14 protein-coding genes and 1 pseudogene are annotated in these 14,673 nt (G+C 46.9%); 9 read left to right on the plus strand and 6 right to left on the minus strand.

The features are described 5' to 3' along the window. Positions 1-73: 73 nt before the first annotated feature. The 3 genes and pseudogenes from AK966_RS15315 to AK966_RS15325 all read left to right on the plus strand — a co-directional run bounded on the left by AK966_RS15315 (position 74) and on the right by AK966_RS15325 (position 2,214). On the plus strand, positions 74-982 hold the full coding sequence (locus tag AK966_RS15315; RefSeq protein ID WP_119464487.1) for an SPOR domain-containing protein: 909 nt from the start codon (positions 74-76) through the stop codon (positions 980-982). Between the two features lie 8 nt (positions 983-990). Next, positions 991-1,593 (plus strand): annotated as a pseudogene (locus tag AK966_RS15320) (GntP family permease); the annotation flags it as partial. A gap of 9 nt (positions 1,594-1,602) precedes the next feature. Beyond that, positions 1,603-2,214 (plus strand): bifunctional 4-hydroxy-2-oxoglutarate aldolase/2-dehydro-3-deoxy-phosphogluconate aldolase, encoded by a 612-nt coding sequence (locus AK966_RS15325; protein WP_119464488.1) that lies wholly within the window; start codon positions 1,603-1,605, stop codon positions 2,212-2,214. 121 nt (positions 2,215-2,335) lie between these two features. On the opposite strand, the gene gorA is transcribed toward AK966_RS15325, so the two are convergent. After that, entirely contained in the window at positions 2,336-3,691 is a 1,356-nt protein-coding gene (gene gorA / locus AK966_RS15330; RefSeq protein ID WP_099079120.1) for a glutathione-disulfide reductase, read from the minus strand. A gap of 316 nt (positions 3,692-4,007) precedes the next feature. After that, complete coding sequence (locus tag AK966_RS15335; protein ID WP_099079121.1) at positions 4,008-4,847, minus strand: 23S rRNA (adenine(2030)-N(6))-methyltransferase RlmJ; 840 nt, start codon at positions 4,845-4,847, stop codon at positions 4,008-4,010. A 407-nt stretch (positions 4,848-5,254) separates the two neighbouring features. Here AK966_RS15335 and prlC point away from each other — a divergent pair, with 407 nt between their 5' ends. Further along, positions 5,255-7,297 carry an oligopeptidase A gene (gene prlC / locus AK966_RS15340; protein ID WP_119464489.1) on the plus strand — a complete coding sequence of 681 codons (2,043 nt, stop codon included), beginning with the start codon at positions 5,255-5,257 and terminating at the stop codon, positions 7,295-7,297. Positions 7,298-7,362: 65 nt separating this feature from the next. On the opposite strand, the gene asnC is transcribed toward prlC, so the two are convergent. Next, positions 7,363-7,827, minus strand: a complete 465-nt coding sequence (gene asnC / locus AK966_RS15345; protein ID WP_099079123.1) for a transcriptional regulator AsnC — start codon at positions 7,825-7,827, stop codon at positions 7,363-7,365. A gap of 182 nt (positions 7,828-8,009) precedes the next feature. Between asnC and AK966_RS15350 the strand changes: the two genes are divergently transcribed. Both AK966_RS15350 and AK966_RS15355 read left to right on the plus strand, forming a co-directional pair. Beyond that, positions 8,010-8,789 carry a class I SAM-dependent methyltransferase gene (locus AK966_RS15350; RefSeq protein WP_119464490.1) on the plus strand — a complete coding sequence of 260 codons (780 nt, stop codon included), beginning with the start codon at positions 8,010-8,012 and terminating at the stop codon, positions 8,787-8,789. A gap of 195 nt (positions 8,790-8,984) precedes the next feature. Further along, positions 8,985-9,584, plus strand: a complete 600-nt coding sequence (locus tag AK966_RS15355) for a hypothetical protein (RefSeq protein ID WP_119464491.1) — start codon at positions 8,985-8,987, stop codon at positions 9,582-9,584. A gap of 77 nt (positions 9,585-9,661) precedes the next feature. Here AK966_RS15355 and AK966_RS15360 read toward each other — a convergent pair whose 3' ends face one another. Then, entirely contained in the window at positions 9,662-10,540 is an 879-nt protein-coding gene (locus AK966_RS15360) for a carboxylate/amino acid/amine transporter (protein WP_099079126.1), read from the minus strand. Between the two features lie 65 nt (positions 10,541-10,605). Beyond that, a complete protein-coding gene (gene uspA / locus AK966_RS15365; RefSeq protein WP_099079127.1) occupies positions 10,606-11,031 on the minus strand; it encodes a universal stress protein UspA in 426 nt (141 codons plus the stop codon). Between the two features lie 227 nt (positions 11,032-11,258). Here uspA and ftnA point away from each other — a divergent pair, with 227 nt between their 5' ends. The 3 genes from ftnA to AK966_RS15380 all read left to right on the plus strand — a co-directional run bounded on the left by ftnA (position 11,259) and on the right by AK966_RS15380 (position 13,511). Beyond that, positions 11,259-11,786, plus strand: coding sequence for a non-heme ferritin (gene ftnA, locus AK966_RS15370; RefSeq protein WP_099079128.1), 528 nt, complete (start codon positions 11,259-11,261; stop codon positions 11,784-11,786). Positions 11,787-11,872: 86 nt separating this feature from the next. After that, the gene (gene uspB / locus AK966_RS15375; RefSeq protein WP_099079129.1) at positions 11,873-12,196 is read left to right on the plus strand and encodes a universal stress protein UspB; all 324 of its coding nucleotides are present in this window, start codon (positions 11,873-11,875) and stop codon (positions 12,194-12,196) included. A 121-nt stretch (positions 12,197-12,317) separates the two neighbouring features. Further along, entirely contained in the window at positions 12,318-13,511 is a 1,194-nt protein-coding gene (locus AK966_RS15380; RefSeq protein WP_119464492.1) for an NAD(P)/FAD-dependent oxidoreductase, read from the plus strand. A 225-nt stretch (positions 13,512-13,736) separates the two neighbouring features. On the opposite strand, the gene AK966_RS15385 is transcribed toward AK966_RS15380, so the two are convergent. Next, a complete protein-coding gene (locus AK966_RS15385; protein WP_119464493.1) occupies positions 13,737-14,642 on the minus strand; it encodes a DMT family transporter in 906 nt (301 codons plus the stop codon). Positions 14,643-14,673 lie beyond the last annotated feature (31 nt).

The following is a 14,673-nucleotide window of genomic DNA, read 5'->3' on the forward strand; positions in this document are numbered from 1 at the left end:
ATCCGGCTCTTTTTTTGCTTACTACTTTGTATACCCTAGTAATTTTGCATGTTATCTGTTTAGAGTGAAGCGTATGAAAATGAAGAAGGCACACCACTCACCTCGTATTGTTCAATTCAGTCTGAGCTTAGGGCTGCTACTTGTGTGCGGCCAGTTTTCTGCGCCAGCATTGGCCAATGACGTGCTCTGTGATGCATCACAAGCCAGTCATAAAGAATTGCCAGTGCTTGAGCAATCTTGTCCAATTGGTAAAGGGTTATGGGGAAAAAAAGTGCCGCAGGGAGGCAATGATTTTTTCTGGATCCAGTGTGGTTTGCTGCCTAAGCCGATGCCGCTTGCTAATGCCAAACCGATTTACAGCAAGATCACGACTGATGTGTGGATGAAGCGAGAAAATAATGACTATCGCTGTTTGATTGGACCGTATTTAGATTTTTCTGAGGCAAAGGAAGATTTACATCGCGTGAAAACCTTGCCGGATTATAAAGACGCTTTTATTCGAGTCGTCAACAAGTTGGGTGCGAAAGCCCAGAAACAGACCAAACCCGCCCCTAAACCGATAGCATCGGTAACTCGTCCTGATACCGATGCATTTAAAGCGAAATCGGCGGCAGTTGCCCAAAGTGCGACCAAGTCAGCCATAAACAGCAACAATGTTGAACTGCGCTTAGAAACACAATGGCAAGGGGTGACGTATGCCGTGCCTTATTTCTCAGACAACCAAAACCAGTTTTACATGGAGCATGGTAAACCGTGGAATCGTTTAGATTACTCGACGTCGGAGAAAGTGTGCCAAGTGATGGGGATGACGCTTGCGACGGTTGGTGAATTTAAAGCACTGCGTCAATCAGGCTTCATGGAGAAAAACCGCTGGCCGATGCAACTGCCTTACTGGGGCAAAGATAGAAAAGGGTTGTTTGCGGATCGAGAGCCGAACCAGTTAACAGGCACGTCAATGTTGAATGTTATGTGTGTGAGGTGATCGCCGTATCATTAGCGTTTGCGGGTGTAATTGATGGCAAAACAGCCTTGTTGAGTTCCTACGTATGTTAGGTAAAACGCCAGTTGCACTACTAATTACCCTAATTGTTTGTCTTGCAGTTTTCGCAAAAGACTACGGCATGGCAAAACTTGAGAACCTGTGTGGCGACTCATTGGCGCAAATCCGTGGCGTTATCCTAGTAACAGGTGCGGGCGGCATGTTCGGTGGCGTACTGCGTGCAAGTGGTATCGGCGATGCACTAGCAGACGTTCTGACTGACACAGGTATGCTAGTGATCGTAGCAGCGTTTGTTATCTCTACCTGTCTATGTGTGGCTCAAGGCTCAGCAACCGTAACGCTAACCACTACCGCAGCACTTATCGCGCCAGTGGTAGCAGTAACAACGGGTTTGAGTGAGACCTAGTTTTATCGTTATTGCGTTCGCAGGCGGTGCGACGGTACTTTCTCACTTTAACGACTCTGGCTTCTGGCTAGTATCTCGTTTACTAAATATGGATGAGAAGATCACGCTAAAAACTTGGACGATAATGGAAACTTTACTTGGTGGTATCGCATTTATTATCGTAGCAACATTATGCTTTACTCTTTAGAGGTTACCCATGACAACACTTGAACAACGATTAAGAGAAATCAAAATCGTCCCAGTTATCGCAATCAACGATGTAGCACACGCTCTGCCACTGGCAAAAGTGTTGGTAGAAAACGGTTTACCATGTGCGGAAGTAACATTCCGCACTGAAGCGGCGGCTGAGTCGATCCGCATCATGCGTAAAGCGTACCCAGAGCTGCTGATCGGTGCTGGTACCGTACTGACAACAGAGCAAGTGGACATCGCGATTGAAGCGGGTGTGGACTTCATCGTGAGCCCAGGTTTCAACCCAACCACAGTGAAATACTGTCAGCAACGCAATGTCACTATCGTTCCGGGTGTGAATAACCCAAGCTTGGTTGAGCAAGCGATGGAAATGGGTCTACGTACCCTAAAATTCTTCCCTGCAGAACCATCAGGTGGCGTGAACATGCTTAAAGCACTGACTGCGGTTTATCCAGTGGAGTTCATGCCAACGGGTGGCATCAGCCCATCTAATGTGGAAGATTACCTAGCGCTGAAATCCGTTGTCGCTTGTGGCGGTACTTGGATGGTGCCAACGGCAATGATGGACAATGGCGATTGGGAAGGTATTGCTGAATTGGTTCGCGCAGTTAAGTAAAACGCGCAAACAGCTCCGAAACACCCCCAAACGTTGGAAAACGTGAATAGAAAAAGGGTCATCAAGTCATTGATGACCCTTTTGTTTATCTGATTAAATCCGCAAAGCGATTCGCGCGTGATTAACGCATCGTCACGAATTCTTCTGAGCCCGTTGGGTGGATAGCCACAACAGAGTCGAAATCTGCTTTGGTTGCGCCCATCTTCATTGCTACGCCGAAGCCTTGAATCATTTCATCAACGGTAAAGCCGATGCCATGTAGACCAACTACCGTCTCTTCTTCGCCAGCACATACTAGCTTCATCTTACATGGTTGACGGTGCTTAGTGACCGCGGTGTACATCGCAGTGAAGCCAGATGTGTAGACTTTGACGTTGTCTTTGCCGTACTTCTCTTCTGCTTCTTGAGTCGTTAGACCGATAGTGCCGATTGGTGGGTGGCTGAATACCACGGTTGGAACCAAATCGTAATCCATCTTCGCGTTTGGTTTGTTGTTGAACAGACGCTCAGAAAGTTGACGACCCGCTTTAACAGCCACAGGTGTTAGCTCGATACCGCCTTCCATGATGTCACCGACACAATAGATGCCTTTCACGTTCGTTTCTTGGTATTCGTCTACCTTGATGTAGCCGCGGTCGTTCGTTGCAACGCCAGTTGATGCTAGGTTGATGGCGTCAGTCGCTGGGTGACGACCGATTGCCCAAATTAGGGTATCAACGTTTTGGCTTTCACCATTTTCTAGGTGCAGAGTTAGGCTGCCGTCTGCTTCTTTTACCACTTCTTTTGGAACAGAGTGGGTGTGTAGCGTTGGGCCTTCCGCTTCCATCACTTCTACTAGCGTTTCGATGATCATTGGATCGAAGCTACGTAGTGGTGATTCTTTACGGCAGAATAGGTGCGTTTCTGTACCAAGTGCATGCAGAACGCCAGCGATTTCAACCGCGATGTAACCTGCGCCAATAACTGCAACGCGTTTTGGTTGCTCAGCTAGCTCGAAGAAGCCGTTTGAATCGATGCCGTATTCTGCGCCTGGGATGTTTGGAATCGTTGGACGACCACCCACTGCGATCAGGATGTGATCTGCGGTGTAGTGTTCACCGTTTACTTCTACCGTTTTCTCGTCAACAAACTTAGCAAAGCCTTTGATAACGTTTACCTTGTTGTTGCCAAGAACGCGATCGTAAGATTGGTGGATACGACCAATGTAAGCCTGACGACTCTCAACCAGTTTGCTCCAGTCGAAACCTTTTACATCGACATCAAAACCGTAGTCTTCTGCGTACAGGTTCATTGCTTCTGCAACCTGCGCGCCGTGCCACATCACTTTCTTTGGCACACAACCAACGTTTACGCAGGTACCGCCAAGGTCTTGAGCTTCGATAAGCGCTACTTTAGCACCGTACATTGCCGCACGATTTGCTGATGCGATGCCGCCGCTGCCGCCGCCGATACAGATATAATCAAAATGAGTCGCCATTACTTTCTCCAAGAGCTTATTAATTTTGTCTGACAACAACTACATTGGGGTGGTGGGTGATGAACTCAACATCCCGACATGAATTGTTACCTGCCCAAGTTTGTTGAAGTCACTTGGGCAGGATCCGTTGTCCCTATCATAAATCGAGTCTAGTAATTTCCTAAATGGGAAAAAGTGACATTGCTTATGACAAATAGCGATGAAAGGATACTAAAGCGGAATAAAGCGAGTATTTGGGAATGCAAAATGAACGAAAAATCAAAAAAAAACGCAACGATGAAATCGTTGCGTTTAAAAGCCTAAAGAGCAGAGGTATTTACTCTGGAACTATCCAGTCGACTTTCCAGTGTCCCGTTGCTGGTGCGATCGCTTCTTGCAGGAATGGGAGAATTTCTTTCATCTGGCTTTCCAGTTTCCACGGTGGGTTAATCACGATCATGCCGGATGCGGTCATGCCACGCTCATTGGTGTCTGGTGATACGCCAAGTTCGATTTGCAAGATCTTACGGATGCCAAGACCTTCTAAACCTTCAATCATGTCTTCGATGTCGCAACGGTTTACCACTGGGTACCAAATGGCGTAAATGCCCGTCGCCCAACGTTTGTGGCTTTGGTAAATCGCCTGCACCACATCGCGGTACTCTTTGGCCAGCTCGTAGGGTGGGTCAATCAACACCAAACCACGACGCTCTTGCGGTGGCAGACTGCCTTTCAGACGCTTAAAACCATCTTCTTTGTAGATGCTTACTTGGCGATCGCGGTGGAACTCTTGCTCCAGCAACGGGTGATCGGCTGGGTGCAGTTCTGTCAGCACCATGCGGTCTTGAGGGCGGATCTGTGCACGTGCTACGCGTGGTGAGCCTGGGTAGTAACGCAGTTTCTCACCGTTGTTCAACGCTTTGATTGAATCGATGTAGCTGGCGATGTCTTCTGGAATGTTTGGATTATCCCAAATACGCGCGATGCCTTGTTTGTATTCACCTGTTTTTTCAGACCATTCGTGAGTCAGATCGTAGCGTCCCACACCCGAGTGGGTATCGTGATAAACAAATGGTGTCTCTTTTTGTTTCAGCGCATCAAGAATGAGGCTTTGAACGATGTGTTTTACCACGTCAGCATGGTTGCCAGCGTGGAAGCTATGGCGGTAACTTAACAAATTAAACTCTCGAAACACTCTTTGAGTGAGTGTGGTCTGTGATTTTCGATTTATGGAGGTATTATACTCAAGTAACTCGAATATGTAGAACTTCCGTTCAATTCAACGTAAATGAAACACCGTTGGTGCGGGAATAGCATTGAAATTTCATTATGCTACCCATATTTAGTTACTTGTAACGATACTAAAACGCGTTGTGTTTGAGTGACATATTCTCTTATGACATGACGAAATCTATAAGACTCAAGGACAGAGTAAGCGCTCTTTGACCCATTTGGTCATCGCGGCATAGAAAAAGGGAACGGAGATCCCCCATCCATGTTGTTGACTTGCCTGTGCATTGAGTTGGCCTATCTCTATAAATATAGATAGGCAATTACAGAGCCAAAACACAAAAGGAATTATTCATGTCTAATCCACTTCTTACGTTTACGGATCTTCCTCCGTTTTCGCAAATCAAACCAGAACACATTAAACCTGCAGTGGAGCAGGCGATTGCAGATTGCCGTACCAAAGTTGATGAGGTACTCAAAGGCAACGCAAATCCAACTTGGGCAAGCGTGATTGCGCCGATTGAAGAAGCAGATGATCGCTTGAACCGCATTTGGTCACCAGTGGGTCACATGAACTCAGTCGTGAACAGTGAAGCGCTACGTGAAGCGTACGAAAGCTGCCTACCAATTCTGTCTGAGTATGGTACTTGGGTTGGTCAGCACAAAGGCTTGTACGAAGCGTATAAAGCGATCAAAGCGAGCGACGACTTTACCTCTCTTACTCGCGCAGAGCAAAAAACCATTACTGATGCGTTACGTGACTTTGAATTGTCGGGTATTGGTTTGCCAGCTGATGAGCAGCATCGCTACGGTGAAATCAGCAAGCGCATGTCTGAGCTGAGCTCAAAATTCTCTAATAATGTATTGGATGCAACCATGGGTTGGACGAAGCACATTACTGATGAAAAAGAGTTGGCGGGTATGCCAGAGTCGGCTCTAGCAGCAGCAAAAGCGGCGGCAGAAGCAAAAGAGCTCGATGGCTACCTAATCACGCTAGATATCCCATCTTACCTGCCAGTCATGACCTACTGTGACAACCAAGACCTACGTAAAGAAGTGTACGAAGCGTATGTGACTCGTGCGTCTGATCGTGGTCCAAACGCAGGCAAATGGGACAACTCAGAAATCATCACTGAGCAGCTAAAACTGCGTCATGAAATCGCGCGCATGCTAGGCTTTAACACCTTCAGCGAAAAGTCATTGGCGACCAAAATGGCAGAGAGTCCAGCGCAAGTGCTTGGTTTCTTGAACGATCTTGCTACTAAAGCGAAGCCACAAGGTGAGCGTGAAATCGAAGAGCTACGCCAGTTTGCTAACGCTGAGTTTGGTGTTAGCGAGCTAAACGTATGGGACATCGCGTACTACAGTGAGAAGCAAAAGCAGCACTTGTTCCAAATTTCGGATGAAGAGCTACGTCCGTATTTCCCTGAATCAAAGGCCGTTAGTGGGCTATTTGAAGTGCTAAACCGCGTGTTTGGTATGAAAGTAGAAGAACGCTCAGACGTGGATACATGGCACGAATCAGTACGCTTCTTCGATATCTTTGATGCAGAAGGCGCACTGCGCGGCAGCTTCTACCTCGATCTTTACGCACGTGAACACAAACGTGGCGGCGCGTGGATGGATGACTGTCGTGGTCGTCGTGTGACGCTATCAGGTGAGCTACAAACGCCAGTGGCGTACCTAACGTGTAACTTCAACCGTCCAGTGGGCGACAAGCCAGCACTGTTCACGCATGATGAAGTGGTCACGTTGTTCCACGAGTTTGGTCACGGTATCCACCACATGCTGACGCAAGTAGAAACAGGCGCAGTATCTGGCATCAACGGCGTGCCTTGGGATGCCGTTGAGCTGCCAAGTCAGTTCCTAGAAAACTGGTGTTGGGAAGAAGATGCACTTGCGTTCATCTCTGGTCACTACCAAACCGGTGAACCATTACCAAAAGCGATGCTAGATAAAATGCTAGCAGCGAAGAACTTCCAGTCGGCGATGGGCATCCTACGTCAGCTCGAGTTCGGTTTGTTCGACTTCACTCTGCACACTGAATACGATCCAGAAGTGGGGGCTCGTGTGCTTGAAACCTTGGCAGAAGTGAAAGAGAAAGTGGCGGTTGTACCAGCCGTTGAGTGGGCGCGTTTCTCTCACAGCTTTGGTCATATCTTTGCTGGTGGTTACAGTGCAGGTTACTACAGCTACCTATGGGCAGAGGTGTTGTCTTCAGATGCGTTCTCTCGCTTTGAAGAAGAAGGCATCTTCAACAAAGAAACCGGTCTAAGTTTCTTGAACAACATCCTAGAAATGGGTGGCAGTGAAGAACCAATGGAGCTATTTAAGCGCTTCCGTGGTCGTGAGCCAGAAATCGATGCGCTACTGCGCCATTCTGGTATCGCAGCGTAATCTCGATTGAGAATGAAAATGGGCAGCCACGTGGCTGCCCATTTTTTGTTCTTGGATTCTGTGTTTTATGGATTTACGTTGCGATTGATCGGGTTTTGTAACGAAATCAGGGTCTCGGTGGATTGCACTTCGTCGATCGCTTGCAGTTTATCAATTAAGACAAATTGCAGCTCTTCAATCGACCGGCACATCAGCTTGACGAAAATATTGTATGCGCCGGTAGTGTAGTAAGCTTCGACCACTTCATCGAGCGCATTGAGTTTTTCTAGCGCCGAATGATAGTCGCGCGCGGCATTGAGGTTGATGCCGATAAAGCAGCATACGTCATAGCCGAGCTTTTTGGTGTTGACGATCACCTCTGTCCCTTCGATGATGTCGGCTGCTTTCATCTTCTCGATGCGAACGTGGATGGTTGCCGGGCTAACATCAAATTGTTTTGCCATTTCCGCATACGGCGTTCGAGCGTCGGCCATTAAAGTCTTAAGAATTGCGCGGTCGAGATCGTCCAGTTTAGGCAAGCTGACATTCATACAAATTGTTCCATAAGGATGAGAGACAAAGGTCATTCTATACGCATCGACGGAACTTCGTACAGTCATGCTTGTTTGTTAAGAGCATGACCGGGTGAAATCAATTTGGCGGAACCTAGCATCTATAGGTTATTTGGGTATACACTCAGCGGCAGTTAAACCGATTTTACTGGAGCCTCCTTTTGCAACTGCAATTGATTTGTGAAGACCCATCTCAACAGTCTCACCTTGATGAACTCGCTGCGCGTTGGCAGCTTTCTCACACTGATGATAGTGATTTTGCCTTAGTCCTAACGACTGAGCGTTTAGAGTTGCGTAAAGTGGACGAGCCAAAACTAGGTGCGATTTTTGTTGATTTGATTGGTGGCGCAGTGGGGCATCGCCGTAAGTTCGGTGGTGGTAAAGGGCAAGCCATCGCAAAGGCGGCGGGTTTGAATAAGGGCGCAACCCCAACCGTGTTGGATGGTACAGCTGGTTTGGGTCGTGATGCCTTTGTATTGGCCTCTTTGGGCTGTAAGGTGCAGATGGTTGAACGTCATCCTGTCGTAGCCGCATTGCTTGATGATGGTTTGGCGCGCGCGAAGCAAGATCCAGAAATCGGTACTTGGGTATCAGAACGCATGTCGCTGATCCACGCTTCTAGCCATGATGCGCTAGAGCAGCTCGCACAAGATAAAGCATTTGTGCAGCCAGATGTGGTCTACCTTGATCCGATGTACCCACACCCAGAAAACAAAAAGAAATCAGCCCTAGTGAAGAAAGAGATGCGCGTATTCCAATCTTTAGTGGGTGCCGATCTTGATGCTGATGGCTTGTTAGCGCCAGCAATGGCACTGGCAAGTAAGCGTGTTGTGGTCAAGCGACCGGACTATGCTGGCTGGCTTAATGAGCAAAAACCAAGTATGGCGATCGAAACCAAAAAGAACCGTTTCGATGTGTATGTTAAGGCATCGATGGCCTAAGTTATCTAACTGTCTGACGCTTAAATACATCTCATCACAGCGTTCAATTTGGGCGCTGTGAGACTCTCTTCGTTTCATCACTTTTCTCACCGTTTTCACTTGCTAATTATACATACTGACTGTATATCTAATTAATAATCATTATTATTACACTTTGTGTGATGCGATCGATAATTGGGACGTTGGAGAAGTAGTATGGCTAAACGTTTATGTAAGATGAACCGCAAGCAGATTGCTGAGAGTTTGGGTGATATTCACCGCCTCGTCGTTGCGCCTAAGTTTGTTTGTCGCTCTTGTGCGCGTTCTTCTGCATCGAAAGACACGTTATGCAAGCCTGCTGCGATTCCTCCTCAAAAGTGCCAAGACAAGTTGCTGTCCGAGCAACAGGCTTGTGGTTTGTTGGCGGAAGCACTGCCAACCCCATCACTCACTCAAGACACATCAATCATCATGACTTCTGATCAAAGCGCAGAGAAAGCGGCGATTGTGAAGCGTGTGGTGGAACGAGTGAAAGAGAAAAAGCTGGCAGCGAAAGTCGCTGCCGTTACATCAGCAATCAAGCTCGATGCGCCAGCTATGTTTGATTTGTCAGATAAGAAAGCGCTGAAGAAGGCGAAGAAAGCGGTTAAGAAACACTACAAGCAGCAGAAAAAGTTGCTTAAATTAGCTAAAAAGCAGCAAAAGTTACTTAAACGTCAGCGAAAATTGGAAGCGCGCAACGCCAAACTAGAGGTGCTGTTACCAACATCACCAAACACTTTGATGAGCGATAAACGGCAAACACCCATGCATTAAAACTCGCATTCACCTTCTTAGCGACAGGTTTTAAAAAAACGCGCCCCTGATGAGAGGGCGTGTTTTTTATTATAGGGTTATTTGTTGGCGTAACTCATCTCGACATGCTTTTTCACCCAAGTCTCGTTAATCCACAGCGACAGCATGATGATCGCCCCGCCAATCGCTAGTCGCATTACATCAACATCGCGGTTCCAGATCACGATGTTCACAATCAGGCCTGCAGGAACCAATGCATTGTTCATCACTGCTAGCGCACCTGCGTTGACCATGGTTGCGCCTTTGTTCCACGCAAAGTAACCAAAGCCTGATGCGATTAAGCCGAGGTAAGTCAGAATGCCCCATTGCGTTGCCGTGGTTGGCATCTTGTCTAAGTTGCCCATTAAAGCAAACGCAATGGTCGCCACGCATAATGCGCCGAGGTAGAAATAACCAAACACCGTGTGCTGAGGTAGCTCAACCGATTCGGTTTCCATGATGTATTTGTAGCCGACCTGACCGATGGCAAAACACAGATTTGCCCCTTGTACGACCAAAAAGCCCATCAAAAAGTGCTCATTGATACTTGCAAATTTAATCCACGCAGCACCTGCGACGGCAATCATTGCTGTGACCAAATACCAGGGTGAAAAGCGTCCTTTTAGGAAGTCATAAATCAAAGTGACGTAAATAGGGGTGAACACTGTAAACAGCAATACTTCTGGTACAGAGAGGAGCAGAAAAGACTGGTAGTAGAAGCAGTACATCAAGCCGAGCTGGAAGCCACCGACAATCATCAATTTCACGATCAGGGATTTGCTTACGCCACGGAATTTTAAGAAAGGAATGAAAACGACGCTTGCCAGTGCAACGCGCATCAGCACGGAGAACCAGGAGTCAACCTGACCGGCAAGGTAAACGCCGATCAGGCTAAATGAGAATGCCCAAAGTAGGGTGACTGCAGAGAGATAAGCCATGGATGAGAATCTTTATCAACAACAAAAGTTGCCCGCAGTCTAACCAAGTTTTATTGCTGCGCCAATTAATCTTTCAGCGGTACGACCAGCATATCGATAGGGGAGCAGTTAATCAGTTGGCGCGTTGAAGATAGAATCTTGCTCCAGAAGTCTTGATGGTGGCCACATACCACTAAGTCGATGTTGTATTCATTAATAGTATCGCACAATTCATTGTTAAGGTCGCCGCTACCCACAAGCGTATGTGTGATAGGGTATTCCGCATATTCTTCAAAATTGGCGAGTTGAGTTCGTGACGCTTCCATCGCTTGATGTTGGGCTTCTGCCATGTTGATGTCGATAAGCCCAGTGTAGAGTTCGGCGTAATTCACATCGATATGAATGAAAGAGACTTTCGCATCCAGAGGTTTAGCTAGCGACACGGCTTTATTGATCAACACTTTACTGTCGTCAGATAGGTCGACGGCTACAAGTATGTGTTTGTAACTCATATTGCACTCTCCTTGATGGGATAAAATATCCAAGTAACTTCGAACGGAAACCAGTATCAAGGCTTTGAATCCTACATCTTGATGTCACTTGGGCATAGTTTCAGATTAGCACTAAGTCCCAGAAAATTTTGCTGAAGTGATCTCATATCATTATTTTTGGCACAAACCTTTGCCATAGTAATCATGTTATAGTGGCGTTATACGCATGCATATAAATAGGAGTTAACATGCTGTCTCAAACTATGGTTGCACAATTGAATGAGCAAATTAATCTAGAATTTTTCTCATCCAATCTATACTTACAAATGAGTGCTTGGTGTGAAGACAAAGGATTTGAAGGTGCGGCTGAACTTTTGCGCGCTCACGCAGTAGAAGAGATGGAGCACATGCAACGTCTGTTCACCTATGTCAGTGAAACTGGCTCAATGCCAATTCTGGGGGCGATTGAAGCACCAAAGCATGATTTTGCCAGCCTAGGTGATGTTTTCCGTGAAACTTACGAGCATGAGAAAATGATCACCGGAAAAATCAATAAGTTGGCGCATGGTGCTTTTACAAGCCAAGATTACTCGACGTTTAACTTCCTACAGTGGTACGTGGCTGAACAGCACGAAGAAGAGAAGTTGTTTAAAGGGATTTTAGACAAGATAGAACTGGTTGGTGAAGATGGTAAGGCTCTGTTCTTTATCGACAAAGATCTAGCACAAATGGCAAAAGAAGGTTCATCTTCAATCATGGATGCTCCTGCTGGATAAAGCGTTCTGAGCGCAGGAGACAGCGGGTAAAGGACGAAGCAGTCGTCTTTTTCTTTTGAGCATCATTGAAGGTGTAGGGAGGAAAGATGATCAGTGGAGACACAATCTTATTTGCGCTAATGGTAGTAACGGGCGTCAACATGGTCCGGTATCTCACCGCTCTTCGTTCTCTAATTCACATTATGCGTGAAGCGCATCCTTTGCTTTATCAGCAAGTGGATGGTAATGGGTTCTTCACCACTCACGGAAATGTGACTAAGCAGGTGCGTTTGTTTCACTACATTAAGAGTAAAGAGTATCATCATCATCATGATGAACTGTTTACCGGTAAATGTGAGAGAGTACGTGAACTGTTCGTACTCTCGACGGTTTTACTTGGTGTCACCCTGTTAGCGGCCTTTATTCTTTAGGTCTAAAAGCGGCACTTGGAATTTAAGCGCTTTTCCCATTAGAATAGCGTTTATCGAAAGCAAGGATGTGCATTTAGCACATCCTTTTTTATTTTGTATAGCAGGGCATAAGAGCTACCCGATGAGTAAGAAATTTGATGTTGTTGTAATTGGTGCAGGTGCTGCGGGTTTGATGTGTGCCGCAGAAGCGGGCAAACGAGGCCGCAGTGTACTCGTGCTGGATCATGCCAAAAAGCCGGGACGTAAAATCCTCATCTCTGGTGGTGGGCGCTGTAACTTTACCAACTATGATGTCTCAGCGAGCAACTACTTGTGCCAAAACCCACATTTTGTGAAATCGGCCCTGTCCCAATACACCAACTGGGATTTCATCTCAATGGTCAGCAAGTATGGAATTGAGTTTGAAGAGCGCGATCACGGACAGCTATTCTGTGTTGATGCGTTTACGGCAAAAGACATCGTAAAGATGCTGTTGGCAGAGTGCGACATGCCAAACGTCCAGCAGCGTTACCACTGTGACGTGCACTCAATCGAAAAAAACGATGCGGGTTTTCGTTTATACGCAGGAACAGACATCATTGAGTGTGAGTCTCTGGTGGTAGCTACGGGCGGGTTATCAATGCCAAAGTTGGGCGCAACACCATTTGGTTACAAGATTGCCGAGCAGTTTGAGATCCCGGTGATCACGACAACAGCAGGTCTGGTGCCTTTCACTTTGCATAAAGAAGACAAAGAAGATTTCGCTGAGTTATCGGGCATTGCGATCCCGGCCGAAATCACCGCGCAAGATGGCACCATGTTCAAAGAAGCCTTGCTGTTTACGCATCGTGGTTTGTCTGGTCCATCCGTTCTACAGATTTCATCGTTCTGGAAAGCAGGTCAGAAGGTGATAATTAACCTCGTGCCAAATGACGACGTGGCTGAATTATTAGAATATAGCCGCGAAAATCACCCAAACCAGTCTCTTAAGAATACCCTCGCCAAAGTGCTGCCAAAGCGCTTGGTGGAAGTACTGGTTGAACGTAAAGAGCTGGCAGACAAGCCACTTAAGCAATTTAATCCAAAAGAGATGGCTGCCATTGTTGAGCGTCTAGAAAACTGGACCGTGGCACCAAATGGTACCGAAGGCTACCGTACGGCTGAAGTTACTTTAGGTGGTGTCGATACTGATCATCTGTCATCAAAAACCATGGAATGTATAAACATCAAAGGCTTGTACTTTATCGGCGAAGTGATGGACGTGACCGGTTGGCTTGGTGGCTACAATTTCCAATGGTGCTGGTCGAGTGGTTTTGTGGCAGGTCAGTGGGCGTAATACCGAATGAGCGTCACCAAGTTGGGTAGAGCTTTATCTCGATTCTGCCCAATTTGGAACTTAAAAAATTAAATGTTCGCTTGGGAGTGCCCTCTAATGAAATACGCGGTGTTTGCACAGGAGATTGCTTATTTTTGAGAGAGAGCCAGAGGCAGAGTCCACGTCAATAGTGCCATTTAGGTGGACTCAGTTGCATTGAAAAATGATAAAGCCGAGCTTTTGCTATCAACTTGGCTCAGATATTTGCGAAGCTTTACTCCAGCGAACTTGCTGAATCACCAAACCGCTGATGATCAGCACAAGACCAATCAAAGTGGATGGATGGATCTCTTCGCCGATGATTGTCGCAAGTAAGGCGAGAGAGATAAACGGCGATGCAAAAATCAGGTTACTGATACGCGCCGTATTCTCGGTCAATTTGAGCGCAGTAAGCCACAGCACAAACGTCACCCCCATTTCAAACAGGCCGACATAAGTCACCGCAGCCCAACCTTTGGCAGAAATCTGGCTCCAACTTGCCCCCTCATAGAGGCTCAAGCCAATCGCAAGAGGAATCGCAACTAAGAAGCCCAGTAGTACGCCCACCACAGGGTCTGCTTTGTTTTTGGTGTTGAGAATCCAGTAACTTGCCCAAAGCAGGGTTGAAAGCAGAGCTAACCCCACCCCAAGCGGGCTTTCGAATTCCATTCCCAATACATTGCCTTTGGTGGCAATCACAATCACGCCTAAGTAACTAAAACCGCAGGCAATCCAATCTTTGCCATGGATTTTTTGCCCCAAGAAAACGGCCGCCATGAGCGTCAGTGTGATCGCCCAGCTGTAGTTGATTGCTTGAGCTTGAGAGGCGGGCAGAAGAGCGTAAGCTTTAAATAAGATTAGGTAGTATGCAAGTGGGTTAATCAAACCAAGCAGTAAGTAATACCAAGGGTTAGAAAGAAAAGTGGTACTGAGTTGGTTGAGCTTGCCTTGCACACCACACACCATCGTTAGGGCAATGGCGGATACGATGCTCGCCATGGTGAGCATCTGAATCGGTGTGAATTCCGCCAAAGTCAATTTAAATGCGGTTGCTACTGTTGACCAAAGTAATACCGCTGAAAGCCCAAATCCTAGGGCGCGACGCTCGTTCATGATGCCTCTATGTAATGATGATGTACTGCTC

It is taken from the genome of Vibrio sp. PID23_8, from assembly GCF_003584965.1.
Classification (GTDB): Bacteria; Pseudomonadota; Gammaproteobacteria; order Enterobacterales; family Vibrionaceae; genus Vibrio.